This is a genomic window from Microcoleus sp. Pol8_D6 (assembly GCF_036700965.1).
GTDB lineage: Bacteria > Cyanobacteriota > Cyanobacteriia > Cyanobacteriales > Microcoleaceae > Microcoleus.
This window is the reverse complement of the sequence record NZ_JAUBPW010000018.1, coordinates 1-26347: the sequence shown is the minus strand read 5'-3', so window position 1 is coordinate 26347 and position 26347 is coordinate 1. Positions and strand designations below refer to the sequence as shown.

17 protein-coding genes and 1 tRNA gene are annotated in these 26347 nt (G+C 46.5%); 6 read left to right on the top strand and 12 right to left on the bottom strand.

All coding sequences use genetic code 11. The features are described from left to right. Positions 1-153: 153 nt before the first annotated feature. From QUA10_RS09975 to QUA10_RS09950, 6 genes are all read left to right on the top strand, one after another. On the top strand, positions 154-519 hold the full coding sequence (locus QUA10_RS09975; protein ID WP_333080153.1) for a response regulator: 366 nt from the start codon (positions 154-156) through the stop codon (positions 517-519). A gap of 254 nt (positions 520-773) precedes the next feature. Then, positions 774-1277: a chemotaxis protein CheW gene (locus tag QUA10_RS09970; RefSeq protein ID WP_333080154.1), complete on the top strand. Its 504-nt coding sequence runs from the start codon at positions 774-776 to the stop codon at positions 1275-1277. Positions 1278-1367: 90 nt separating this feature from the next. Continuing rightward, positions 1368-7160 carry a PAS domain S-box protein gene (locus QUA10_RS09965; protein ID WP_333080155.1) on the top strand — a complete coding sequence of 1931 codons (5793 nt, stop codon included), beginning with the start codon at positions 1368-1370 and terminating at the stop codon, positions 7158-7160. A gap of 242 nt (positions 7161-7402) precedes the next feature. Continuing rightward, positions 7403-10276 carry a hybrid sensor histidine kinase/response regulator gene (locus tag QUA10_RS09960; RefSeq protein ID WP_333080156.1) on the top strand — a complete coding sequence of 958 codons (2874 nt, stop codon included), beginning with the start codon at positions 7403-7405 and terminating at the stop codon, positions 10274-10276. Positions 10277-10513: 237 nt separating this feature from the next. Beyond that, a complete protein-coding gene (locus QUA10_RS09955) occupies positions 10514-10990 on the top strand; it encodes a chemotaxis protein CheW (RefSeq protein WP_333080157.1) in 477 nt (158 codons plus the stop codon). 66 nt (positions 10991-11056) lie between these two features. Further along, entirely contained in the window at positions 11057-11779 is a 723-nt protein-coding gene (locus QUA10_RS09950) for a pentapeptide repeat-containing protein (protein ID WP_333080159.1), read from the top strand. A 185-nt stretch (positions 11780-11964) separates the two neighbouring features. On the opposite strand, the gene urtE is transcribed toward QUA10_RS09950, so the two are convergent. From urtE to arsS, 12 genes are all read right to left on the bottom strand, one after another. Continuing rightward, positions 11965-12663 (bottom strand): urea ABC transporter ATP-binding subunit UrtE, encoded by a 699-nt coding sequence (urtE, locus tag QUA10_RS09945; protein ID WP_333080160.1) that lies wholly within the window; start codon positions 12661-12663, stop codon positions 11965-11967. Positions 12664-12868: 205 nt separating this feature from the next. Beyond that, a complete protein-coding gene (gene urtD / locus QUA10_RS09940; RefSeq protein ID WP_333080161.1) occupies positions 12869-13615 on the bottom strand; it encodes an urea ABC transporter ATP-binding protein UrtD in 747 nt (248 codons plus the stop codon). Between the two features lie 128 nt (positions 13616-13743). Continuing rightward, a complete protein-coding gene (locus QUA10_RS09935; protein WP_333080163.1) occupies positions 13744-14472 on the bottom strand; it encodes a TIGR00266 family protein in 729 nt (242 codons plus the stop codon). A gap of 188 nt (positions 14473-14660) precedes the next feature. Next, positions 14661-15803: an urea ABC transporter permease subunit UrtC gene (urtC, locus tag QUA10_RS09930; protein WP_333080164.1), complete on the bottom strand. Its 1143-nt coding sequence runs from the start codon at positions 15801-15803 to the stop codon at positions 14661-14663. A 27-nt stretch (positions 15804-15830) separates the two neighbouring features. Then, positions 15831-16985, bottom strand: coding sequence for an ABC transporter permease subunit (locus QUA10_RS09925; RefSeq protein ID WP_333080166.1), 1155 nt, complete (start codon positions 16983-16985; stop codon positions 15831-15833). Positions 16986-17304: 319 nt separating this feature from the next. After that, positions 17305-18624, bottom strand: a complete 1320-nt coding sequence (urtA, locus tag QUA10_RS09920) for an urea ABC transporter substrate-binding protein (RefSeq protein WP_333080168.1) — start codon at positions 18622-18624, stop codon at positions 17305-17307. Between the two features lie 524 nt (positions 18625-19148). After that, positions 19149-19221, bottom strand: a tRNA-Ala gene (locus QUA10_RS09915). Between the two features lie 120 nt (positions 19222-19341). Then, positions 19342-20070: an HAD family phosphatase gene (locus QUA10_RS09910; RefSeq protein WP_333080170.1), complete on the bottom strand. Its 729-nt coding sequence runs from the start codon at positions 20068-20070 to the stop codon at positions 19342-19344. 116 nt (positions 20071-20186) lie between these two features. Beyond that, complete coding sequence (locus tag QUA10_RS09905; RefSeq protein ID WP_333080173.1) at positions 20187-21086, bottom strand: methyltransferase domain-containing protein; 900 nt, start codon at positions 21084-21086, stop codon at positions 20187-20189. A gap of 240 nt (positions 21087-21326) precedes the next feature. Then, entirely contained in the window at positions 21327-23885 is a 2559-nt protein-coding gene (locus QUA10_RS09900; RefSeq protein WP_333080174.1) for an ATP-binding protein, read from the bottom strand. A gap of 295 nt (positions 23886-24180) precedes the next feature. Further along, complete coding sequence (locus QUA10_RS09895; RefSeq protein WP_333080175.1) at positions 24181-24906, bottom strand: TVP38/TMEM64 family protein; 726 nt, start codon at positions 24904-24906, stop codon at positions 24181-24183. 168 nt (positions 24907-25074) lie between these two features. Next, positions 25075-26061: an arsenosugar biosynthesis radical SAM (seleno)protein ArsS gene (gene arsS / locus QUA10_RS09890; protein WP_333080176.1), complete on the bottom strand. Its 987-nt coding sequence runs from the start codon at positions 26059-26061 to the stop codon at positions 25075-25077. Positions 26062-26347: the final 286 nt, after the last annotated feature.

Genomic DNA, 26347 nt, shown 5'->3' with positions numbered 1-26347 from the left:
GCTTACAGCTAACCTTCAGCCATACGATCGGCTATATTGTATTTAGAAGTACATTAATTTGTCCGCAAAGCGGTATAGTCCCATCGCCGCCGGTCGCGCCAGCTTCTGAATAAACGTAGTCCGCTGTCAGTAACAGCAAGGAAGTGTGGAATTATGTCAAAAATTTTAGTAGTGGACGACGTAAAGAGCGAACTAGAAATCATCTGCCGCATTCTTCAAGATGCCGGACTGGATGTGATCCGGGCAGGCGACGGCGAAGAAGCGATCGCCATGATCCGCAAAACTCCTCCGGCTTTGGTCGTTTTAGATGTAGTGATGCCACGAATGAACGGGTTTGAAGTGATCAGAGAATTGCGGGGCGATCGCACAACTGCAAAATTGCCCGTAGTATTTTGTACTCATAAAAACACCGAGATCGATAAAGCTTGGGGAACTGATTTAGGGGCCGACGCTTACGTCAGCAAACCCTTTGAACCTCAGCAACTCGTCCACATAGTGCAGCGCTTGCTTTCCGCGTAAGCCGAATATAAAGTGATCGGCCACTTCCCAAAAAAGATTATACCGACAAACCCTGTTTTTTTAAAATTAACTGGGTTTTTGAATTCCATAAAAGTTTATGTTTAATGATAGAAACCTGCTTATTTGCCCAGCCGCGATTTATTTAACGGAAACATTTGAGGCACCCAAAGTGATGCTGAAAAACTTGATCGGCGATCGGCTTTAGGGTCGCAAAACTCTAATTGGTAAGCTACACTATAAACTAAAAATAAGCCATGAAAATAACGGCTCCCCCCGCTGGGGGGAATCAGACAAGTGCAACAAAGCAATTTCTCTTGTTCGGTCAAGGAGGCAGTCTATTCGGCATAGAATTAGATGCAGTGCGGGAAGTCCTTTCACTCAAGGAACAACCGATTTCCCTGGTTCCCAATACCCAGCCATTTTTGCTGGGATTAACCAACTTGCGGGGCGAAATCTTAGCAGCAGCAGACTTTGGACTGTTTGTCGGTATTGAGTCTGTTGACACCTACCACCCAAACAGCCGCATCTTAGTGGTAGAAGCGCCTGATCCACGAGACGTGAGATTGTTGTCGAAAATGCGCCTGGGATTAGCCGTCTCCCGCGTCGAAGGAGTTTTACCTCTCAATCCCGATCGCATTGTCTCAGCACTAGATGTCAGTCCCGACCTAGCTCCATTCTTAAAAGGTCTGTACAATTCCGAAGGACGCTTGCTAATGATTGTCGATGTAGAAGCGATCGCCCATTCCGAACGCTGGTAAAAATCCGCCATACACATAAGTCTGCAACGGCTTTGCATCTATAAATTTAACTAACGATCGCCCGCATCCGATTTGCCAATCCTTAATCTTATGATCAAACTTCTCTATACTTGGCTCGCAACAACTTTCACCCTGACATTGCCTGACTTGTCCCCATCGCTGGTAGCTGGGGCGGCTAATGTCATCATTTCTGGATGTTACTTTGCCATCGCTTGGCTAATCAGCTTAGGTTTGTGGCGAAACCGTCAATTCGGGTTCGACATCTTCGCCACAGTCACAGCAGGCATATTTTGGACTTGCGCTTTCGGCCACAGCGGCCACGCCGCCGAATACCTAGGACTGCCGCACTCTCCGGTGGTGCAAACTGTGTTCGATTGGATCACTGTCATTGCGGCGATCGCTTTTTTGAGTTTGTCCAACCGCTACGGCTTCTTAGTAGGTTCCACCCGTATCCTTAACGCTAAAAAAGAAACAGAACAAGCGCTGAGCGAAACAACCCAGCGATTTCACGCAATCTTCGACCAAGCTTTTCAAGCGATCGCATTATTGGATGCAGACGGTACTCTGATCGAAGCCAATCAGACAGCGCTAAAATTGGGCGATTTCCCAGCATCAGAAGTGCTGGGAATGAAATTTTGGCTGACACCAGGCTGGGCATCATCCCCAACAAACCAGCAGCGCCTAAAAACGAACATTCAACAAGTTTCGGTCGGGAATTTTGTCCGGGAAGAATACGAAATCACCGGAGCTAACAACCAGGTAACAGTAATTGACTTGTCGTTTAAGCCGCTGTTAAATGCAACAGGAGAAGTATTTCAAATACTCGCAGAAGGCCGGGAGATTACCAAGCGCAAACAGGCCGAAGCCGCCTTGCAGCAGCTAAGCGCAGAACTAGAGCAGCGAGTGAATGAAAGAACCGAGCAGATACTGCAAACTAACGCACAATTGGAACAGGAAATTCTCGATCGCACCGCAGCCCAAGAGCAATTAAAAGCCTCAGAACAATTCTTAAACAACATCCTCAACAGCATCCCCGACCCGCTTTACGTCAAAGACCAACAGCACCGCTGGATAACATTAAATGATGCCTTTTGTCAATACATAGGTCACAGCAGAGAAGAACTAATTGGCAAATGCTACGACCAGTTTTTGCCCAAAGAGGAAGCAGAGAAATATCGAGAAAAAGACGAATTAGTTTTCTTGACAAATACCAGCAGCGAAGTCCAAAAAACCATCCAAGATCCAGCAGGAAACACCCGCTTTCTCTCCGCCAAAAAATCTATTTTTGTAGATACCGACGGCAGGAAATTTCTCGTTTCCGCAATGAGAGATATCACCAAGCGCGTGCAAATGGAAGAACAACTGCGGCACACACTCGCAGAAGTACAAAGCTCCCAAAGCTTGCTGCGGACAGTCATTGACGCTACGCCAGACTGCATCTTTGTCAAAGATCGAAACTCGCGCTATACCCTAGTCAATGCAGGTTTCGCCACCGCCTTCGGCAAAACTCAAGCAGAAATTCTCGGCAAAGACGACGCAGAAATAGGCATATCGGTCGATCAAATCTTCCCCAACTTCCACGCCGAAACCGATTCCCAAAACCAAATCCAAAACTTCCGGGCAGACAAGCACCTCGCGCCCGGTTCCAACGACTTAGGCACCTTAGCCGACGGCAAAGTACACACCTTCGACACCCAGAAATTGCCCCTCAAAGATGCAGAAGGCAACATTTTAGGAATGCTCGGCTTCGCGCGCGACATCACACAGCGTCGCAAATCTGAACAAGAACTATTGCGGTTCAAAGCAATTTTAGAAACGACAACAGACTGGGTAGGCATCGCCGACTCCCAACAGCACACCATTTATCTCAACCGCGCAGCCAGAGAAATGTTGAGAGTTGGCGAGCACGCAGATTTAGCCGGATTCAGCATTTCCGACCTGACATCGCCCAAAAGTATCGACACTCTTCTCAACGTCGGCATCCCCGCAGCTTGCCGGGAGGGGGCGTGGAGCGGTGAGGCACTGTGGCGAACTTTAGACGGCCAAGAAATACCAGTTTCTCAAGTAATTATTGCTCACAAATCCGAGAAGGGAGAAATTGAATTTCTGTCAACTATCGCCCGCAACATTACAGAAAGCAAGCGCACAGAAGAAGCCTTGCAGCAGAACTTGCAAATGCTCGACCTCGCCAGCGACGCCTTGATCGTTCGGGATATTGACGGCACGATTAATTATTGGAATCAGGGAGCCGAACGGATGTACGGCTGGACAAAAAAAGAAGCCTTGGGGAAAATTACCCATACTCTATTGCACAGCATTTTCCCTCAGCCTTTAGCAGCTATCTCGGCACAGTTAGAAGAACAGAATTATTGGGAAGGAGAAGTAATTCACACCACCAATTCTGACACCAAAATCACCGTATTCAGCCGCTGGAATTTGCAGCGAGATGAACAGGGAAAACCCAAAGGAATTTTAGAAACTAACAACGACATCACGGAGCGCAAGCAAGCGGAAATCGAAAAACAAAGATTGATTTCGATTGTAGAAAGCAGCTCAGATTTTATCGGCACGGCAACCTTGGAGGGAGAGGCAACATACCTGAATCCCGCTGGAATGAAATTAGTAGGATTGCCAAATATTGAAGAAGTCAAAAATAAAAGTGTTTATGAGTTCTTCTGTGCAGAAGATGTTAAGTTTTTCCAAGAAGAAATCCTGCCGCCTACTGTGCGAGACGGTTTTTGGCAGGGTGAATTCCGCTTGAGGAACTTTCAAACTGGCGAAAACATTCCGGTTGACTTCACCATATTTACCGTCAAAAACCCAGAAACCGGCGAGCCTATCGGGTTGGCAACAGTTACTCGCGACATCAGCGATCGCAAACGCGCACAAGAGATGCTGCGCGATCGCGAAAGACTATTCCGAGCCATTTTCGACCAATCGTTCCAATTTATAGGTCTGCTTAAACCGGACGGCACCGTTTTGGAAGCCAACCAAACAGCCCTGGCCGCCGCAGGCCTGCGGAGCGAAGAAATAATAGGCACTCCGTTTTCCGAAACCCTGTGGTGGCAGATTTCCCCAGAAACCAAGCAACAGATACAAGAAGCGATCGCCGCAGCCGCAGCCGGCGAGGTAGTCCGTTACGAAGTGGATGTGCTAGTTGCCAACGGTGCAGTGGCGACCGTTGACTTCTCGATCAAACCCATCACAGACGACAGTGGTAAAGTCTTGATGCTAATTCCAGAAGGCCGCGACATCAGCGATCGCAAAGCCCTAGAACGAGAATTAGTTTTGCGTCAAACCCGCTTTGACGCCTTTTTCAAAGCAGCCCCGGCCTCAATGTTTATTTTTGATGAGCAGTTGCGCTTCGTGCAAGTTAACGAGAAATTAGCGGAAACCACCGGCCCCTCAATTGCCGAACACCTCGGCAAGACGGTGAGGGAAGTGGTACCCGAAATGCTCGAAACCCTAGAGCCGATGTTGCAGCAAGTTCTTGTCACCAACCAACCGTTTTTAAACATTGAGGTTTCGGGTACAACTCTCAACCAACCGGGCGTTATCCGAGATTGGCTAGCCTCATACTTTCCTTTGCCCGGATCTGACGGCAAACCCATCGGTGTCGGAGGTGTGGTATTCGAAATTACCGATCGCAAAAAAGCAGAAGAAGAGCGCGATCGATTTTTTACCCTTTCCCTAGACTTGATTTGTATTATAGATTTTGAAGGCAAATTCAAGCGCATTAATCCGTCTTGGGAAAAGACACTCGGCTACGCGGCGCTTGAACTCGAAGACAACTATTATATCGATTTAGTCCATCCAGACGATCGCGAATCTACCCTAGAACAAGCGGAAAAAGTAGCCAGTGGCTCCGAATTAAAGTCTTATGAAAATCGCTACCGTTGCAAAGACGGTTCCTACAAGTGGCTGTCGTGGAAAGTGCGACCTGAAACCGAACAAAAGCTCATGTATGCAGTCGCTCGCGACGTTACCGAAAGCAAACAGGCGATGGTGCAATTAGAAACAACAACAGCCCAATTAGCGAGTTCCGAAGAACAATTTCGCCAGCAAAGCAATCTCTTGCAACTGCTAATAAACAGCATTGGCGACGGCATAATTGCTGCCGACGAAAATAGCAATTTTATTTTGTTCAACCCCGCCGCCGAAGATATGTTTGGCATGGGTGCGACAGATTCTATTCTCAACGAATGGTCGGCAAAATACGGTTTATTCTTGCCCGATACCGTAACTCCCTATCCCCCAGGCGAAATACCTTTAGCGCGCACGGTTCGAGGAGAAGTAGTTGACGACGTAGACATTTTCACCCGCCACGCAGGCAAGCCAGAGGGTGTGTGGGTGAAAGTTAACGGCCGGCCACTCAAAGACGAAACTGGGGCGCTTAAAGGCGGCGTAGTCGTTTGCCGAAATATCACTGAACAAAGAGCATCCCAGCAGCGAATGCAGGAGTTAGCCGAGGCACAGGAACGCTTGCTGCAAGAACTCAAAACGCGGCAAAATGCCCTAGATGAATCGGCGATCGTCAGCGAAACTGATGTCCAAGGCATGATTACCTACGTCAACGACAGATTCATTGAAATCTCCGGTTACAGCATGGGAGAACTCCTGCACCGCAACCACCGCCTCGTCAATTCCGGCTACCATCCCAAATCATTTTTTGAAGAAATGTGGGTGACACTTTCTCGCGGTTTGGTGTGGCAAGGGGAAATCAAAAACCGACGCAAAGATGGCTCGTTTTACTGGGTAGATTCGACGATCTCCCCCATTTTTGATACCAGTGGCAAAATAGTCAAATATATCGCCATTCGCTTTGACATCACCGAGCGCAAAGAAGCAGAAGAACGACTAGGAAAATTGGCAGCAGAACGTAAAGCTGAAGCTGATTCTCTGACGCAGCAAGTCCTTAAATTGTTGGGAGAAATTAAAGGCGCGGCTCAAGGCGACTTGACAGTCAGGGCGGAAGTGACTAACGACGTTTTAGGTGCTGTCGCCGACTCTTTCAACTTCTTAATCGGTTCTCTGCGGAAAGTGGTAACGGGAATTCAAACTTTAGCCGAACAGGTAACATCTGCCACCGACGAATCAATTAACAATACCAGTCAACTCACCCAACAGGCGGAAATTCAAGCAGCAAAAATATCTGCCATCATGCGCGAAATCGAGCGGATTGTGAATTCGATCCGCGACGTGCGAGATGTTTCGGTGCGCGCCGAAACAGTTGCTCAGCAGTCTTCTCAAACGGCTGAAGTCGGCGGTATGGCGGTCGATCGAGCTGTCGAAGGCATTAACGGGCTCCGGTTGACGATCGCCTCTACCTCGAAAATGATGAAGCGTTTGGGCGAATCTTCGCAGCAAATTGGCAAAATTGTGACTTCGATTTCTCAACTTGCTTCGCAAACTAATTTATTAGCTCTGAATGCTACTATTGAGGCGGCGCGAGCCGGCGAACAAGGTTTAGGCTTTGCAGTTGTTGCCGAAGAAGTGCGGAAATTAGCAGAAAGATCCGCCGGCGCTACGGAGGAAATCTCCGAAATTGTCGGTACAATTCAAGAAGAAATCAGCCGCGTGATGAAGGCAATGGAATCCGGGACGCTGGAGGTAGTGGAAGGCACTAAGCTGGCAAGCGAAGCTAAAACTCACCTCAATGCCATCATCGAAGTTAGTCGAGAAATGAATGCTTTAGTGCAGAATATTACTATCGCATCTGCCAAGCAAACTGTTTCGGCTGAGGGAATTGCTAACAGTATGCAGCAAGTCAACGAGATTGCGAATACGACCGCCCAAAAAGGTGCGGATGTCAAAGCATCTTTGGACGAGTTGTCTGGTTCTCTGGGCCAATTGCAAAAGTCGGTGGCGAATTTCCGCAGTTAGTTCAGTTGACTGTTAACAGTTGACAATTGATAGTTGACAGTTATACGAATCACTAATAACTATCGTTGTTGCCGGGGCGGTTTGACGAATATCCTGAATGCGAATTTATAATAGATAATCGTGAACCCACCCTGACAACAATTACAGTTAAATAACGGGACACATATATAAAAAAAACTGCCCACAGACAACTGTTAACTGCCAACAGCCAACAGTCAACAGACAACAGACAACAAACTAATATGAATGATGACGATTTAAACGAATTAATAGATGCTTTTACCGCAGAATGCGAAGAGTTTCTCCAGTCAATGGAGACGAATCTGCTGGCGATGGAATCGGCGGGTTTGAAAGAGCGACAAGCGGCAGTTAAAGAAATGTTTCGGGCTGCTCACTCGATTAAAGGTGCGGGTTCGATGTTGGGCTTTCAAAACGTATCGGCGGCGGCTCACACGCTGGAGGACTGTTTTGTCATTTTGCGCGATCGCACAGACTTGTCAGCCCTGGAACCGACTACTGTGAGCGTTTTGCTGCAAGGGGTGGATGCTCTCAAAAAGATTACGATCGAATCAGTTCAACACTCCGATGTGACAACTCCGGATCAAACGGAAAACTTGGAGGCGATCGCCCAAATTTTCGATCAGTTCCAGGCCAAGTACGGCAACTCAGAACCGTCGCCAGTCCCCACAGTCAGCCAATCGACCGCCCCGGAAACCCTGAAACAGATTTTTGAACACCAAGTGCCGGCACTCTTCAATCGCCTAGAAACCGAGCTTTCCCAAGCTCCCGAGGCAGATTTGGCAACAAGCGTCACCGCCCTCAAGCAGGTTTACTACCAACTCTCCGGTTTGGCTGGAATGCTGCAATTGCCGGATTTTGGGAAAGTCGCCGCCGCCCTCAGAGATTTGATCGACTCTCCAAACTTGACTCTACAACGGTTGCAATCCGAGGGTTGGGCGATCGCCCAAAACTTGCAAACCGCACGCCAACAAATATTGGAAGGAAGGGCGATCGACATCCCCGAAATCTCCCCCTCCCCGACTCCCCCCGACTCCCCGACTCCCGCGGAAATCTCCCCCTCCCCGACTCCCCCCGACTCCCCCCGACTCTCCGACTCCCCGACTCCCCCGGAAATCTCCCCCTCCCCCTCCCCAACTGTCCCCCCCTCCCCGACTCTCCCAGTCGCCAACCCGCAAAGGCCGACAATCCGGGTAGACTTAGAACGTTTAACTGAATTGGTGAATCTAGTCGGGGAATTAGTCATCAACCGTACAAATTTAGAACTTCAAGAATCCGAACTGCGCGGCGAAGTCAAGCGCATTCGCCGCAATATCGTAGATTTGAACCAATTCGGCGGTCAGTTGCGAGAAGAATACGACAGACTGAGCTTTGCAGAGTGGAGAGGGGGAAACGGGAACTCTGGATTGGTAAAACTTGCAGCAGCAGAAACAGAATTGCCCATGATTGCTAACGGCAAATCCTCTCCGGTTCATGCTCACTTCGATATCTTAGAGATGGATCGTTATACAGAGTTCCACTCGACAGCCGCCGAAGTCATCGAAACTGCCCAAGCAATTTCTCACTCCGCCACCAAATTAGACACCTTAGCCATGAAATTCGAGCGCAGTACCGACCAACTGCGCCGCATTACCGAACAACTACGCAGCCGCGTCATGCAGTTGCGAGTCGTGAGTTTCAGTCGCGCCGTCGATCACTTGCCCAGAGCTCTGCGGGAGATGTGCCTCACATACGATAAAGATGTCAACCTGCTGCTAGTGGGAAGAGATACCAAAATTGACGAAAGTTTGCTCGATGCTTTGCGCGATCCCTTAATACACTTAGTGAGGAACGCTTTCGACCACGGCATCGAAATGCCCGAAGTTCGGAAAGCAAGCGGCAAGCCGGCCAGCGGTCAAATAGAAATAGAAGCCCGCCACCAAGGCGGCCAAACTATTATTACTGTCGCCGATGACGGCAAAGGCATTGACCCGGAAATGATTCGCCGTAAAATTGTCACAAAGGGTTTGGCTACGGAGGAACAAGCTCAAGAATTTTCCATTGCCGAACTCTACGATTTTCTGTTTTGGCCGGGTTTCAGCACTACAGAAGGGGTCAGCGACCTTTCGGGGCGGGGAGTCGGGCTCGACGTGGTGCGAACAAATTTGCGGACTGTGCGGGGAACTGTGAAGGTAGACTCTCGCCTCGGAAAAGGTACGAGTTTTATTATCAAACTGCCGCTGCTGCTGTCGATTACTGATGCTTTGATGGTGAAGACCGATCACAATAAAATAGCAGTGCCGCTGGATGCAGTCGAGGAAATTCTCCACATTAAAGCCTCGGAAGTTCACATTGCCGGCAATCAGCCGATGCTGTGGTGGCGGGAGGAATTTATTCGTTTGGTGAGAATGCAAGATTTGCTCGAATACAGCGTCGTCGGGCCGGATGCCCCCTCTCCCGATCCTTTGACCCAAGATGAAATTCCGGTTCTGGTTTTGGCTTCTACCGAAGGAATGCTGGCGGTGGCCGTGGAACGGCTGATCGGTCAGCAGGAAATTGTGGTTAAACCTTTGCCGCCGCCTCTATCCAAGCCTCGCGGCGTTTTGGGGACTACGATTTTGGGGGACGGGCGCGTGGTGAATATTCTGGATGTGGATGATCTGGTGGCCCAACCTGGGGTAAATAGTTCGATCGCCGCTGTGTCAGGTAAAGTGAAGGAGATGCCGGCGAGTGCGAGTCAGTCACCGCAGATTTTGGTAGTGGATGATTCCTATACAATTCGCCAGTTGCTGTCTATGACGCTGACTCGTGCTCGCTACCGGGTGGTACAGGCTAAAGACGGTGTGGATGCCCTGGAAAAGTTGCAAAATGGTCTTGATTGCAGTTTGGCGATCGTGGATATTGAAATGCCTCGGATGGATGGATTTGAATTGTTGCGATCGATCAGATCGACCGAGCGGTTTGCTAAGATTCCCGTAGCCATGCTGACATCACGTAGTGGGGAAAAACATCGGCAAATGGCAATGGAATTAGGCGCAAATCAATATTTCACGAAACCTTACAGCGAAGCCCAACTTTTACAAGCCATCCCCAAATTAATCCACCAATCAATAATTTAATCCATAATCTCAAATTTCCATCAAATAATCCCTAATCTCAAACAAAACTTAGGCAAACAATAATTCCACCCGCGAATTAGAGTGCGAAGCTACGCAGCAGACGCACCTAATAAAATTCAATAATTTTCAATTTTCAATCAAATAATCTTCAATCTTCCATCTTCAATCTTCAATCAAATAATTATTCAATCTAAAATCTAAAATTAAATAATTATTCAATCTAAAATCTAAAATCGAATGACTCACGCCAATTACAATCGCCGCTTTCGGAGCAAGAAACAAGCCACTGTTAGAATTGCCCCTAAAAAATTTGTTTCCTTTGAACTTGGAAATATTTACTATGCTGTCCCTATTGAACGAGTGGAGCGCATTGTTAAAAACTTTAATGCCTACGGCACTTTACCTAACGGTAATAGTTTACTGCGACATCAAGAAGAACTGATTACCATAATTAATTTATCCAAAATATTTCCCAGCAGTCCGAGCATGGCTGACTGCAAATACCTGATTATTTGTACCTTAAATAAAAGCGATCGGTTAGGGATTCCCCTTCCTGATATGCCAAAAATTTTAGAAATTACCGAAGAAAGTTTCTGCGAGATTCCCGAATTGTACCGTCAACAGCAACTGCCTTCGGTAATAGAAAAGTTAATTCGCGCACCTGATGGTTCCGAAGTTTTTTATCTGAATTTTGATCTATTTAGCGAAATGTAGGGGGTTGACTTTTCCAGGTATTATACCATATAAATGGTATTTTTGCAAACAAAAAGTTATAGATTTATGAAAAAACTCACAATAATGTCGATCGCCCTACTAATTTTTGCAGCAACTATCGAACTGCCGAAGGTGGGGCTGCAACTAAGTGCGATCGGGCAAATAGAAACACCCCAACCAATCCCAACACCTCAACCAATCCCAACACCCCAACCAATCCCAACACCCCAACCACAAACACCCCAACCAATCCAAACACCCCAACCAATCCAAACACCCCCAATCCAAACACCCCAACCAAAAGCAAACGACCCCAAAAAGCTCGGCTACGTCTCCCCAGAATTTGCCGAAAATTTCTCCCAGCAACAAATCGACCAAATCAACGCCAACGTCGAAACGCTGCTGCTAACTCAAAGCTGCTCCCGCTGCGACCTCCGAGCCGTAAAATTAGTTAACCTTAACTTAAAAAATCCCATCCTGACAGGAGCAGATTTATCAGATGCCAACCTCAGCGGTAGTCGCTTCGAGATCTCAGATTTTGTCAACACCAATCTAGCTCGCACAAACTTAAGCCGAGCCGAATTAGTAGGAGCGAGAATCAGCAACGCTAACCTCAGAAAAGCCAACTTGACAAAGACAAATCTAGACGGTGCAGACTTGCGATTTTCCGACTTGAGAGATGCCAATCTTTCCGATGCCAACCTCCGCAATGCTAATATAGATGGCGCTAGTATCGATCGAGCAAGTATGGCCGGCACCACAATGCCCGACGGCAGAAAAAATCAATAATATAGTCTCGTTTCCGGCGCGATTGAAATCGCTTCTTGTCCAACAAAGTGGGGATGGCGTCCGAACGGAATCCCTTGTTCCCAGGCTCTGCCTGGGAATAAATATCTAGAGGCTCTGCCTCATTTCCAGATTGTTAATTAATCCGTGTATCCGTGTCCAAATCCGTGTCGTGCCTTCCTTCTGAATCAAACAGCCAAAAACCTCTGAATCACCTCATCACTTAACTCGCTAGTGCTTCCAGAAGCCACAATCCCCCCTTTTTGCATAGCATAATACCAGTCAGCCTGCCGCACAAAATGCAAATGTTGCTCCACCAACAAAACAGAAATTCCCCTAGTCGCAACTACGCGGCGTACCGCAGCTTCTATATCTAAAATAATGGATGGTTGAATCCCTTCCGTAGGTTCATCCAAAACCAGCAACTGCGGCTCACCCATCAAAGCCCTAGCAATAGCTAACTGCTGCTGCTGTCCCCCGCTCAAATCACCTCCCAGGCGATCGAGCATAGTTCTCAAAACCGGAAACAACTCAAAAATTTCATCAGGAATTTCAGGATTTTTGATTTTGGTTGGTTTCGCTTCCAAACCCAATAATAGATTTTCTTTCACCGTCAAACGTGGAATGATTTCGCGCCCTTGAGGTACGTAACCAATTCCCAATCTAGCCCGCTGATGAGTCAACTTAGAAGCAATAGATTCTCCGCCAAAAGCAATAGTGCCGCTGCGCGGTTGCAGCAACCCCATAATCGTTTTTAGCATAGTAGTTTTGCCCACACCGTTGCGGCCGATCAAGCAAACCATTTGCCCCGCCATGACGCTTAAATCGACATCGCGCAAAATGTGACTTTCGCCGTAATAAACATTCAAATTAGAGACTTGTAGCATAGTTTTTAATTGGTAATTGTGCCTGGGAATTAGTAGCAGCTAACAAATAACTCCTTCCTTCTTCCTTCTTCCTTCTTCCTGATATCCGTTACATCCGTTACAAAATCCGTTGCCGAACTTCCTTCTTCCTGATATCCGTTACATCCGTTACATCCGTTACATCCGTTACATCCGTTACAAAATCCGTTGCCGAACTTCCTTCTTCTTACTCTTCCGGTTTGCCCAAATATACCTCAATTACCCGATCGTCATTTTGCACCTCATCCATAGTCCCTTCGCACAAAACCGAACCCTGATGCAACACCGTCACCTGCCGCGCAATTTGCCGCACAAACTCCATATCGTGTTCAATTACCAACACCGAATGACTTTCGGCCAGCGAAATCAGCAACTCTCCAGTTAACATCGTTTCCTCATCCGTCAAACCAGCCACAGGTTCATCTACCAACAACAAATCAGGGGATTGAGCCACCAACATTCCAATTTCCAACCATTGCTTTTCCCCGTGAGAAAGCAAACCCGCCGAAATATCAGCTTTAGCAACTAAACCAATTGTTTCTAACAAACCCGCAACCGTGCGTTTTTCAGCAGCAGAAGCAGGCTTGAACAAAGTCGAAAAAACATTTTTATGGCGGCTGCAAGACAATTCCAAATTTTCGCGTGGCGTTAAATTCAAGTAAACTCGCGGCGTCTGAAACTTGCGACCAATTCCCAAGCGCGAAATCCTATCTTCCGACAACTTCCGTAAATTTTGTCCCTTAAATAACACCCTGCCCTCTGTCGGCTGCACCTTTCCGGTAATGGAATCGAGAAAAGTTGTTTTCCCCGCACCATTGGGGCCAATAATAACTCGCAGTTCGCCCGCATCCATGCTGAAATTTAAACCGTTGATAGCTTTAAAACCATCAAAACTCACAGTCAAGTTGTCTATTTCTAATACTTTTCCATTCATAATTAACAATTCACTCACTAATAAACAACAACCCATACCTCTTGTAGGTTACGAAGGCAAATATCCTCCCTTATTAAGGAGATTTTTTCCCTTTGCTGACACCATACTTACTACTTTTTGCTGGCAGTTTACTCTAAACTAAAACTGCTAGAACTGCTCGACATTGGAGGTGGAGCGGCTGCTAAAATGCGTTCAGCTAACTTCGAGAGTGGCAAACTTTGCACATATACCTTACCAGGCCCAGTCATCTTTGCCAAAAACAAGCCTTCACCTCCAAATAAAGCATTTTTAAACCCGCCAACAAACTGAATATCGTAATCTACACTCGCTGCAAAAGCTACTAAACACCCGGTGTCTACTCGCAACACTTCGCCAACTCCCAAATTTTTCTCAACTATTGTTCCTCCCGCATGAACAAAAGCTAGCCCGTCACCCTGCAATTTTTGCAGAATAAAACCTTCTCCGCCAAAGAAACCGGCACCGAGTCGCTTGGTGAAAGCTACCTCAATTTCAATCCCGTTGGCCGCACAGAGAAAAGAGTCTTTTTGACACAAAAATTTACCGCCAAGTTGGCCTAAATCTAGGGGAATTACTTTACCCGGATAGGGGGCGGCAAAAGCGACGCGTGCCTTGCGATTTCCGGCGTTGACAAAGGTGGTAATGAAAAAACCCGCTCCTGTCAGCATTCGTTTGAAACCTTGAAATAAGCCGCCGCCTGTGGATGTTTGCATTTGGATGTCACCTTCCATGTATGTCATGGTTCCAGCTTCAGCCCTGACGCCTTCTTTGGGGTCGAGTTCAATCTCGATGAGTTGCAAATCGTCGCCGTAGATTTTGTAGTCAATAATATCTGCCATATGTTGCCCCTCAAGTTAAAGAACGAAGCTACTTGCTACGAATATCTAAGTAGGTACATATATATTACGTTTCCTCAGACAGAGATAAACGCAGCGTTTGTCAAGTCTATTGCGATTGCTTTGTTTGTCTGTTGTAGGTGAAATTTATTTATGTCAGCCTACTTATAAATTACACGATATTTTTGCACTCAATGTTCAAGTTCTTCTTTTTCGAGCTGCACTTGGGGGTCTTGTTCCAGGCTGGGGTAAGTAGATGCGTACTTCGGTCTTCTGAACAACCTGCGGATTTGGCCGAAACCTTGATGTTGCATCCATCCGACTAAGCCGTCGGGCAGCACTGTGACTACTATGAGAAATAGCGCACCTTGGAAAAATAGCCACACTTCGGGGAATTGTTCGCTTAAGAAACTTTTGCCAAAGTTGACTAGCAGTGTTCCCAATATTGCTCCCGATAATGTGGCGCGACCTCCCACTGCGACCCAGATTACCATTTCAATTGAAAAGGCAATATCCATTGCTTTTGGCGAAATAATTCCGGTTTGTACGGTAAATAATGCGCCTGCAATCCCGGCTAAACCGGCGGAAATTGCAAAGACTAAAACTTTGTAGCCTGTGGGATTGTAACCTGAGAAACGCAGCCGCACTTCGTCGTCGCGAATTGCTACTAGCAGGCGGCCGAAACGCCCGCTGGTCAGCCATCGGCAGAGGGCGTAAGTTGCTGCTAAAAATAATATGGTGAGAATGTAGAAAATATATTGAGTATCTCGGTCATTGACTGTGGCTCCGAACAGGGTTTTAAAGTCGGTGAGTCCGTTGGTGCCGTTAATCAGTTTTTGCTGACCGTTAAAGAAGTTGAAAAATACAATGGTTGCTGCTTGGGTGAGAATTGAAAAGTAAACGCCTCGAATTCGATTGCGGAATACTAAATAACCTAAAAGTGCGCCCAAGATGGCGGGGATGAGAACTACTGCTAATGCTGAGAAAGGAAATGAATAAAATGGTTGCCAAAACCAGGGGAGTTCGGTAACGCCGTAGAGGTTCATAAATTCTGGCAATTGACTGCTGGCGGTTGGGGGAATTTGCAGTTTTAGGTGCATGGCGAAAGCGTAACCGCCGATCGCAAAAAACACTCCATGCCCTAAACTAAGCAAACCCGTGTATCCCCAAATCAAGTCTATGCCGAGGGCGGCAATTGCTAGTGCTAAAAATCTCCCTAATTGATTGAGCCGAACGTCGGGGAGTATGCCTGGGATGAGCAATATGAATGTGAGGGCGATCGCGCTGATAATTGCCGCTTCTTTTAGCCAGGGTTTTTGATGTTTTTTCTGCATTTTTCGCTACACTCGCAGTTGTAATTGTTAATTTTCTACCGTCCGCCCTTTTTGCGGGAAAATCCCTCCCGGCTTCACTTGCAGAAAAGCCATAATTAAGGCGAATACCATTACTTTTGCCATGCTGGTTGTGGCGAAAAATGTGAAGAAGTCGGCTAAAGGCTTGACTGGAGCGAACATTATTGCTAATGTTCCCGAACCAATGAGGTAATTTGCAGTGCCGATCGCGATCGCAGCAACTACACTCCCTACAATCTTGCCGACACCGCCCACAACCACCACCATAAAGGTATCGACTATATAATTTTGTCCGGTATTCGACCCTACCGAACCGATCAAACTAATCGCGCACCCAGCGACACCTGCCAACCCCGAACCCAAAGCAAAAGTCAGCGCATCTACTTGTTCGGTAGGAATTCCCAAACACGCACTCATGCTGCGATTTTGCGTCACGGATCTAATCCGCAATCCCCACACAGACTTTTGCAAAAATAGGTAAATTCCCGCTAAACAAATTCCGGTAAGGACAATAATAAAAATTCGGGCGTAGGGCAACTGAAAATTGCCAAGCGGTATGCCGCCCCGCAACCATTGCGGTGCAGTTACGTCCACATTTTGAGCGCCAAACCAAGGTTGAGTTACTGCCAGTTTGTAAGTTTGTCCTAAAAAGGCGCTCACCGCCCAGGAAATAGCCAAAGATAAAGGCAAAATTAGGGCGATAATTTTGCTGCGAATGCGATCGAAATCCATGCGAGATTTCAGCACCCGCAAACCGCCAAAAAACAGCACACAAAACACCGCAATCCCAATTACCATCACCCAACTAACGCTGCGGACAAACTGCTGCAAAATTAAACTTACACCCCAAGTTGCCAGCAGAGTTTCTAGCGGTCGCCCGTAAAGATAGCGAATCACTCCGCGTTCGAGAATTAATCCTACCAATGCAGCTACTAAAAAAGCTAGGGGAATTGCAAATAAAATATAGGTTTCAAAAGCAAATCCTCCGATACCTTTGAAGACATTTTGCACTACGAAAGTTGTATAAGCCCCCAGCATCATCAACTCGCCATGAGCCATATTAATCACGCCCATCAGCCCGAAAATAATCGCTAATCCCAAGGCTGCAATTAGTAAAACTGCGCCGATGCTAATGCCGTTAAATAAACCATCTAATATCGCCACTTTTGTTACTCCTGCATCAAGTCAGTCAACTTTGTTCGCGGATAATTAGGGGCGGATTTTATCCAATTGGTGTCAACTTAGAACTAAAACCCTCTGTATATTTCGCTTGTAGCCAAGTCTCGCTCCCCCTAAATCCCCCTGAATAAGGGGGACTTTGAAGAGTCCAGTTCCCCCTTATTCAGGGAGTAGGGATTGACGAAAGAATGCTCTCACTCCCCCCTTATTAAGGGGGGCCGGGGGGATCTCCGGGTTTAAAGACATACCCTAGGGGAATCGAGGATACGTTGCCAACGTTAACAAAATTAGTATTACCTACTTATCAAGCTTTGAATTTTCCACCTTTTGCGGGGTCTGACCAATCGCAAGCAAAGCCTTTTGTTTCAGCGACAAATTGATTCCAAGGCACCGGCTTCACTGCTTCTGGTGTAGCAAAAGCGATGTTAAACAAACCGTCTTCTCTCACTTCGCCCAAGCGCACAAATTTAGAAAGGTGATGATTAACTTCCATCGTTACTGTGCCCCCTGGCGCGTCAAAGGTTTGACCCAAAGCTGCTGCCCGCACTTTTTCCAAATCGTCGGCTGTCCCTGCTTTCTCGACAGCTTGCTTCCACAGGTAAACCATGATGTAAGCTGCTTCCATCGGGTCATTTGTCACTCTATCTTTGCCGTATTTGGCCTTGAAAGCTTCCACAAATTTTGTATTTGCCGGAGATTCCACCGTCATGAAGTAATTCCAGGCGGCGTAATGGCCTTTAAGATATTCTACGCCGATCGCCTTTACTTCTTCTTCTGCAATACTGACAGACATTGACGGATATTTGTCCGGACCCAAACCGGCACCCTGCAACTGTTTGAAAAATGCTACGTTACTGTCGCCGTTGAGGGAATTGAAAATGACGCCGCCGTCTGGCAAAGCTGCCTTAATTTTAGTAATAATTGGCGTGACTTCTGTCCCGCCCAAAGGAATGTAATCTTCCCCAACTAATTCGCCGCCTTTGGCTGCTAGCTGTGCCTTGATAATGGTATTTGCCGTGCGGGGAAAAACGTAGTCAGACCCGACCAAGAAGAATTTTTTACCTTTATTTTCTAGCAGCCAGTCTACTGCTGGTTCGATTTGTTGGTTCGGCGCCGCCCCGGTATAGAAGATATTTTTGGAACACTCTTGACCCTCGTATTGTACGGGGTACCAGAGCATATGATTTTTTTCTTCAAATACTGGCAATACTGCTTTGCGGCTAGCGGAAGTCCAGCATCCGAAGACGGTGACAACTTTATCTTGGTCGATCAATTTTTTGGCTTTTTCGGCAAAAGTCGGCCAGTCTGAGTTGCCATCTTCTATTACTGCTTCGATTTGTTTTCCGAGGACACCCCCAGCTTTATTGATTTCTTCGATCGCTAATTGTTCGGCATCGACAACGCTTTTTTCGCTGATTGACATCGTGCCGCTCAAGGAATGCAAAATTCCTACTTTGATCGTGTTTCCGCCCCCGGCTGCTGCTGGTGTAGTTCCTGTTGATGTGGGAGAAGCTGCGGGAGTTGCTGTTGGAGTGGGAGTTCTACAAGCTTTTAGAAATAAACTTGATGTTAGGGTAGCAGAACCGTATAAAAGAAATTTCCGCCGATCGAATCGCTTTGTCATTTTTTCTTGTTACTCTTGAATAGATGAGTCAGATGATTGAGAATAATAACACATAGCGACTTGATATTAAGACTAGCTTCAGCAGACTGTTGTATTTTTAGCTACAAAACTTATTGTTTTTGACAAAGTGAATGTTTTATGGGGATTGAGGGCAACTGCGGCAGAAACCGGGCTGATACCTTGTTAGATTTTAGATTGACTGATGACATCAGGGTTGGGATCACGGGCTTACCGGATTTTTTTGGGAAACCAGGTTTAGACACCAAAATACGTCTTTTCAGCAATTAGTGTGTAATTAGAAACCAGGTTTCTTTACATAAATTATCTTATTGATGCTACCACTTAGGCAGCAACTGGGTCGATCGCACAAAATACAAAGCGGGTTTCTCGCTCTCGACAAGTTATTGATGCTAAAACTTAGGCAGCAAACGGGTCGAGAGCACAAAATAAGCGAGTATCAAAGCAGGTGACTATCGCACTTCGCTTTGAGTACGATCGTCACCTGTAGTAATGCCCCTGATTTATGGAGAATAGCGGACTCGAACCGCTGGCCTCTGCGGTGCGATCGCAGCGCTCTACCAACTGAGCTAATTCCCCTGATTGAGTTTTAATTTAGCATTTTAGATGCCGGATTGCCGAATCTAAAAGGCTTACAGGTCTTGCTTGCTCTCACGTTAGCAGACCGTCACTTACACTAGCACGTAACTGCTAAAAAGGTCAAGTGTTTTCCGCAGCCGGCTCAGTGGGAGCGATCGAGCAAAGTGCCGCCACTCTATCCAACTCTAAATCAGCAAAATAGTCCACCGTCCAATTAGCTTGGCGCTGGATCATGTGAAACGGGTAAGTGTGAGTCACACCCGCAACCTGAATCCCCGCTTTTTTCGCCGCTTCAATCCCCGCAAAAGTATCTTCTATCGCCAAACACTCGATCGGTTGCAGGTTAAAGTCGGGATATTTCTGGTTGAGAAGTTCCACAGCCAATAAATAGCAATCCGGTGCTGGTTTGCTCGCCGTCAAGTCATCGCCTGCGACAATTAACTCAAAGTTTGCTGCCAAACCGGCCCGATCTAACACCAATTCTATATCCGATCGCATTGCCCCGCTAACTACGGCCATTTTCAGTCCGGCGACCCGAATTTTGTCAATAAATTCTACCAAACCCGGATAAATCGGCAGTTTCTCCAAAATATCTATTTGAGCTTTGTAAGCTTGGGCCTTGCGCTGCAGCAGTCGATCGAGATATGTTTCTGTTAGATATCGTCCTCGGCGCTTGAGCAGTTCGGTAATGCAAGCGCGATCGCTTTTTCCCAAACAAACTTCTCGAAACTCCCCACGTTTGAGCTGGAGATTTTCATCGAGCATCAATTGATCGATGATTTTCTCGTGAATCGGCTCGTCATTAACAATCACGCCATTAAAATCAAATAAAACAGCTTTTAGAGTCATTAGTTAGGAGTTAGGAGTTAGGAGTTATTAGTTATTAGTTATTAGTTATTATTCAGTCCGCGAAGGCGGACTTTATTTGTGTAGCCCCGACTTCCAGTCGGTGGTTATTCTGTAAATCAAGCGGGAGCTGGAATGCCCGGTAAATCGCCATCAAAATCAGGAGTTTGATCGCCCCAATTCCAGCCCCTCGCCACCTTGGCCTGTTCCAAATCTTCCCCAGGCAAAGGTTTCACGCCCTGCGTCACCTGATTCACCCACCAGTGTTCGTGAGTTTGCACCGCCGCGAATCCAGCCGCCCCCGCCCAAGCATCGAGGCTGCCAGCCGCGTAAGACTTAATATAAGGCTCTTCAAAGATATCAGTCAGCCACTCTGTTTGCCGCAAAGTTTTTTGATTTCCGTCCAAAATTGCCACTTGTCCCCCAACCTTCAGCAGTCGGAAGCTTTCTCGCAAAATTGCCCGCGATACAGCAGGTGGCGTCTCGTGAAATAGCAAGGAAGCTGCGACTAAATCGAAGCTGGCATCGGGGAAAGCAACGCTTTCGGCATTTCCGTGCAACCACTGGATATTTAAGCCGGCTTTTTGCGCTTTCATGTCGGCAACTACCAGCATATAAGGCGACAAATCCAGCCCGACAACTTCCGCTTCGGGAAAAGCCTGCTTGAGCATGAGCGTTGTCGAACCGGTGCCGCATCCCAAATCGATAATTCGGCGCGGTTTCACCCGCACAGCGTCAATTAAGCCTTGTCTGACGACTGTTTCGTGGGGAGGCAAAACATATTGGGTGATTGGATCGTAGGAAACGGCGGCACTGGGGTTGAGGTAGCCGCGTTTAATGCCGTGAAAGTTTTGGCTGGTGTAATATTCGGGATAAACTAAGTCGGGTTGTCGGTAGCGATCGCCCGCTGTTTCCCAGTCGATACCTTCGTATAGTCGTTTCAGTGCTTCTTCGTCGATCGCCAGTCGAACCAGGGGCGACAAAAAGCGCTCGAAAATTGTATCCTTGCCAACAGCCATAAAACACCTTTAACAAAAACTCTTCTAATTTTAGCCAACGGCCGTCAACTTAGCATTAATTAAAACTGTTTAGCCCCTCTTCCCTCTTCCTTCTAGCCCTTACCTCCGTTACAAAATCCGTGGGCTTCCTTTCCACTTCCTTCTTATACCAGTTTTTCCAAAAAATGCAACTATATACCAGCTTAAAAAGCTTGTTTTATCAGGCATTTGAAAATCTCAAATCTCAAATCTCAAATTGTATTACTTCTCGTTAGTAATAGGAATTTTTACCAAACACTCCGTACCCCCGCCAGGAGGTCGAGAAATTGTGATGCTGCCGCCGTGTCCATCTACTACAATTTTGTAGCTAATTGCCAACCCCAAACCCGTGCCTTTGCCCACCTCTTTAGTAGTAAAAAATGGGTTAAAAATTTGGTCTTTAACGCTGTCGGGAATGCCGGGGCCGTTGTCGGCGATCGCCACTTTCAGAAATTTAGCCCCATGTTCGCGAACTACCCCCGTGGAAATAGTAATAATTTTATCTAGGCGATCGATCTCGTTCAAAGCATCGATCGCATTGCTCAGCAAGTTCATAAACACCTGATTGAGCTGAGACGGATAGCATTCGACTGAAGGCACTTTTCCGTATTTCTTAACTATATAAATTCTATTTTTTATGCGGTTGGAGAGCAGCAGCAAGGTATTTTCTATACCTTCGTGAATGTCCGCCTGCTTTTTGTCAGATTCATCAAGGCGAGAAAAGTTTCGCAAAGAAAGAACTATGCTGCGAATGCGTTCGGTTCCTATTTTCATAGAATCCAAGATATGCGGCAAATCCTCCTCGATAAATTCTAACTCGATTTCTTCGGTAAAATCTTCGATTTCCTGGGGGACCTCTGGGAAGGCTTCTTTGTATAAACTCACCAACTCTAATAAATCTTTAGTATATTTGCTGGTATGAGGCAAATTAGCCGAAATGAAGTTAACGGGGTTGTTGATTTCGTGCGCTATTCCAGCCACCATTTGACCGAGGGATGACATTTTTTCGCTCTGCACTAAATGAGTTTGAGTTTTTTTCAGTTCATTTAAGGCACTATTAAGCAGTTTTACTTGGTCTTGGGTTTGACTGTAAAGGTGAGCTTGAGTAATTGCGATCGCCAATTGGTCTGCTACAGCTTTTAACAGTTGGATTTCCTCCCGGCTCCAAAGCCAATGAGTAACATGGCTACAAATTAAATAACCCTGCGGCTGGTTCTGAGTCTGAACAGGTACGGCTAAATAGCTATTAGCTTTAAGTTCCGGCGGTTGAGTTACACCCTTCGCCCAAGTGTCGCTCGAAAGAATAATTGGTTCGCCTTGACCACTCCGTACTAACACATTTTCGAGAAAGTAAGACTCAAACTTTATGGCTTGTGTCGGAGAATCAGATGGACAACATTCCCACAGAATTTGTAACGTTTTTTCTTGCGGTTTGTACCATCCAAAAGCCGCCCGTTCTAGGTGCAGCAAACTTACTATTTCTTCGACTGTACTTTGCACAATCTTGTCTAATTCCAGGGAAGCGCGAATGCGTCCAGCAATCCGGTTGAGCATGGCTTCTCGCTCCGCTTGAGCGCGATTATTTTCGGAGGAGTAAATTAGCCAAATTGCTGCTAGCATTGCCGGGATGAGCAGTCCGGCGACTACGGAGGTCAGCAAATTTAATGCTTGCAGTTGGGATTCAATATTTTCACGGGGAATTACTAAAGCCATTGACCAGTTAACTTCCTTGAGTGGAGCATAGGCCACATACACCCATTTGTTATCTATTTTTACCAGTTCGATGTTCGTCTGGCGGTCGATCATCTGCCGCGCAATTGTGGAGAGTGCGGGGTCTTTTGACTGTAAAAAGCTTGGCGCCTCCCGGTCGATATTTCCGATTAAGTTATTGTTGGGATGAACAATTGGCACTCCTTGGGAATTGAGCGCAAAAGCATAACTATCGGAACCGTACAGCAAGCTGTTAGCGACAGATGTTACTCGGTCTAATTTAATGCTGCCCGAAAGGACTCCCATTACTTGATTTGGAGCGGGGGGCAATGCCCAAATAGGAGCTGAAATAATAATCGTAGAAACTTTTGTACTGCGGCCGATCAGCGGGTCGGAAACGTTGAGCTGTCCGGCCATTGCTTTTTGAAAGTGTTGGCGGTCTTTACTGTTCGCGCGGTTGCCTAAAGTGTTGATAAATGAGCCGTCCGATTGAGTTAATGACAGGATGAAATACTCTTTTAATCTGTATATTTCTCCTTGCAACCGGGGTTCGACTAATTGCCAATTGAGAGTGCTAACCGTAGGATCGTAAGCAATGGTTTCTATTTCTGCTTTGCGACTGCTGAGCCAGCGGTCGATTTCATCGGTGCCTTTTTCTAATTTTAATAGTGCTATTTGCTTTAAATTGTCAAGGATTAGTCCGCGCACAAAAAAATAGCTGATGCAAGCAGTTGTGCTAATGGTTAAAGCGGTGGTGGCCAGAATTAGCAGGGTCAGCAAATGGCGGCGCTGCCGTCTGTGTTGCCAAAGACTGTGCGCTTGCTGCCAGCGCGATTGAGTCGAATTGCTGATGTTTTGCCAAAAGCGGCGCAGCTTTTTTGTTTGTGGCGGCGGTGCAGACACAGATCCGGCTTGATTTGCTGGGTTTTGCATCATCAAATGTTCCCTCAGAGTCAACTTCATCAAACGGTCTTCGTCATTCGGCAGACTTAATATCAGGCAAGTAGTGAGACAGTTTAAGAAAAGAATGCAACTGTAGCCAAGATTCCAACCCTCGTAGTCATCAGTCATTCGCAATCTAAAATCTAAAATCTAAAATTTAAAATAATATGACTTACATTCCGGATTGCAAACAATTTTTCTTATGGTTGGCCACTCGCCTTCTATTTTGGCATCAATTTTATATTTCGACCTTCGATTTACCTATTTGAGGTTTGTGCTTTACGATATCTTTAATATCTATCTCGTTTGTATAACAAAATAATTGTAAATAACACAGAGAAAATACGGAGTTTTTTAGATTACCAATGTATTATAATGTATGAGCAAAACTCTCTTGACAATTTTTCTAATTTGTGCTGGGGTTTCAAGGGGAAATTTTTTCGTCTAAAGCTTTTTTGGCCAAGCGGGTTGCATAAACGGTGAGGGCGATCGTTGCTAGCAAACCAATGCCGTAAAGAGTCCACTCAGCAGCAGTGCGCGATCGCCCGCTAGATCCGAGTGCAGCCAAACTCCCGGCCAGGGAACCGATATAAACATACATGACAGTTCCGGGAATCATGCCCATCCAAGATGCCAAAAAATAGTCTTTTAAAGATACCTGCGTGACTCCAAAAGCATAGTTAAGTAAATTAAACGGAAAAATGGGAGAAAGTCGCGTCAGCAGCACAATTTTCCATCCTTCAGAAGCAACTGCGGAGTCGATCGCCTTAAATTTTTGATTGCCCTCTATCTGTTTGGAAACCCAGTCGCGAGTTAAATACCGCCCTACCAAAAAAGCGCAAGTTGCGCCTAAAACCGATCCGATGGAAACACAAACCGAACCGCCAACGACTCCAAACAAAACGCCAGAACCGAGAGTCAGCAAAGAACCGGGGATAAATAGAACCGTTGCGACAATGTAAATTAGAATAAAAGCTGCCGGGCCCCACGGGCCGAGACTCGCGATCGACTCCAGCGCATTTTTCAGAAGTCCTTGGAAGTTGAAAAACCTGGTCGCAGCAATTAAAGCCACAGCTAAACCAATCCCTAAAATCAGCTTCCACCTATTTGATGGTGGCGGATTTTCATCGGGCGATCGCGAATCATTCATTACCTAAACTCTCCACTTTCAATAATATGGGCATGGGGCATTGGGCCCAAAAGCATGGGGAATCGGGAATCGGGAATCGGGCCCAAGAGCATAGTTTCTTCCTTCTTCCTTCTTCCTTCTTCCTTCTTCCTTCTTCTTTCTTCCTTCTTCCTTCTTCCTTCTTCTTTCTCAAATCAAACTACCGCCGCAGCTAGAACCGCAACCTGCCGTACATCCATAACAATAAGCAGCAGTTTGCACCTCTTGAATCAAATCTAAACTCCCAGATTCCAGCAATTTAGCAGCAGTTATCTTTTCCCCGCTGCCAGTTTTCGCCGGCAGATTTTCCATTTGGTTAAAATCGCAGTCGTAGACATTGCCTAAATAGTCGATCGACAATTCGTTACGGCACATTAAATGTTCCAGAGTACCAGGATTAAAATTATCCTCCAAAAACCCCAGATAAGGCTTGTGAAGTTTCTTATGTTCCAAATGAAACTTAGTCCGTCCCACCGGCAAATTAGTAATCGCGAACAATTGATTAAAACAAATCCCAAAATGTTCGGCTAAATAAATCTTGTAGTCTTGCTCTAACTTGCCTTGTTCCGGTGTTAGCGAAAACTTGTCTGTAGCAGGCACTTGTGGATTGTACACCAAATCGAGAATTAAATTTTGGTTTTTTGCGTATCCCAACTGATTTAGCTTTTGCAGCGCCCGAATCGAACTGTCAAAAACACCGTTGCCGCGCATTTTGTCCACATTGTCAGCTTGATAGCAGGGAAGCGACGCCACAATTCTGAGTTGATGCTGCGCGCAATATTCGGGAATATCTTCAAAACCTTTTTCAAAGTAAATCGTCAAATTAGAACGAACAATTACCTCTTTACCTGCCGCCCTGGCAGCTTCCGCTAGCGGTTTAAAACCGTAAAGCATTTCGGGAGCACCCCCGGTGAGGTCAACAGTTTGAATTTGAGGAAAGCGGCGAATGATTTCAATTAATTGGTCGCAAATTTCCGGGGAAAGTTCTTCGGTTCGTTTCGGGCTAGCTTCTACGTGGCAGTGAGTGCAAGCGAGGTTGCAGCGTTTGCCGAGATTTATTTGTAAAACTGTAATCTGCTTTTTAGTTAAAGCTGAGCGAATTTTGTTTTTGAAAGGCGTGACTGCTGTCTGAATCATGTGCTAACCTTTTGGTCTGTGCTCGCAACGAATGTAGAGGCGTTCTGACGGAACGCCTCTGATAATTTAGCACTAATTCTAATAGTTCTGGACGCATCAAAACCAAATAAACCGGGTTTTTTGCTTTTTTTGCGGGTTGTATGGCGTCTTCTGGGCAAAAAACCCGGTTTCTGGGCACCCGTGCCTGTAGGACTATAGCAATTTTAAATGAGTCGTAAATTTTTTACCCCACCCCAACCCTCCCCGATGCCTTGGGGAGGGAGTAAGAAATTCACAAATGATTTAG

Bases quoted from the DNA above. Each gene is read 5' to 3' on its own strand.
- QUA10_RS09975 (WP_333080153.1), top strand. From the start codon at position 154: ATGTCAAAAATTTTAGTAGTGGACGACGTAAAGAGCGAACTAGAAATC.
- QUA10_RS09970 (WP_333080154.1), top strand. From the start codon at position 774: ATGAAAATAACGGCTCCCCCCGCTGGGGGGAATCAGACAAGTGCAACA.
- QUA10_RS09965 (WP_333080155.1), top strand. From the start codon at position 1,368: ATGATCAAACTTCTCTATACTTGGCTCGCAACAACTTTCACCCTGACA.
- QUA10_RS09960 (WP_333080156.1), top strand. From the start codon at position 7,403: ATGAATGATGACGATTTAAACGAATTAATAGATGCTTTTACCGCAGAA.
- QUA10_RS09955 (WP_333080157.1), top strand. From the start codon at position 10,514: ATGACTCACGCCAATTACAATCGCCGCTTTCGGAGCAAGAAACAAGCC.
- QUA10_RS09950 (WP_333080159.1), top strand. From the start codon at position 11,057: ATGAAAAAACTCACAATAATGTCGATCGCCCTACTAATTTTTGCAGCA.
- urtE (WP_333080160.1), bottom strand. From the start codon at position 12,663: ATGCTACAAGTCTCTAATTTGAATGTTTATTACGGCGAAAGTCACATT.
- urtD (WP_333080161.1), bottom strand. From the start codon at position 13,615: ATGAATGGAAAAGTATTAGAAATAGACAACTTGACTGTGAGTTTTGAT.
- QUA10_RS09935 (WP_333080163.1), bottom strand. From the start codon at position 14,472: ATGGCAGATATTATTGACTACAAAATCTACGGCGACGATTTGCAACTC.
- urtC (WP_333080164.1), bottom strand. From the start codon at position 15,803: ATGCAGAAAAAACATCAAAAACCCTGGCTAAAAGAAGCGGCAATTATC.
- urtA (WP_333080168.1), bottom strand. From the start codon at position 18,624: ATGACAAAGCGATTCGATCGGCGGAAATTTCTTTTATACGGTTCTGCT.
- QUA10_RS09910 (WP_333080170.1), bottom strand. From the start codon at position 20,070: ATGACTCTAAAAGCTGTTTTATTTGATTTTAATGGCGTGATTGTTAAT.
- QUA10_RS09905 (WP_333080173.1), bottom strand. From the start codon at position 21,086: ATGGCTGTTGGCAAGGATACAATTTTCGAGCGCTTTTTGTCGCCCCTG.
- QUA10_RS09900 (WP_333080174.1), bottom strand. From the start codon at position 23,885: ATGACTGATGACTACGAGGGTTGGAATCTTGGCTACAGTTGCATTCTT.
- QUA10_RS09895 (WP_333080175.1), bottom strand. From the start codon at position 24,906: ATGAATGATTCGCGATCGCCCGATGAAAATCCGCCACCATCAAATAGG.
- arsS (WP_333080176.1), bottom strand. From the start codon at position 26,061: ATGATTCAGACAGCAGTCACGCCTTTCAAAAACAAAATTCGCTCAGCT.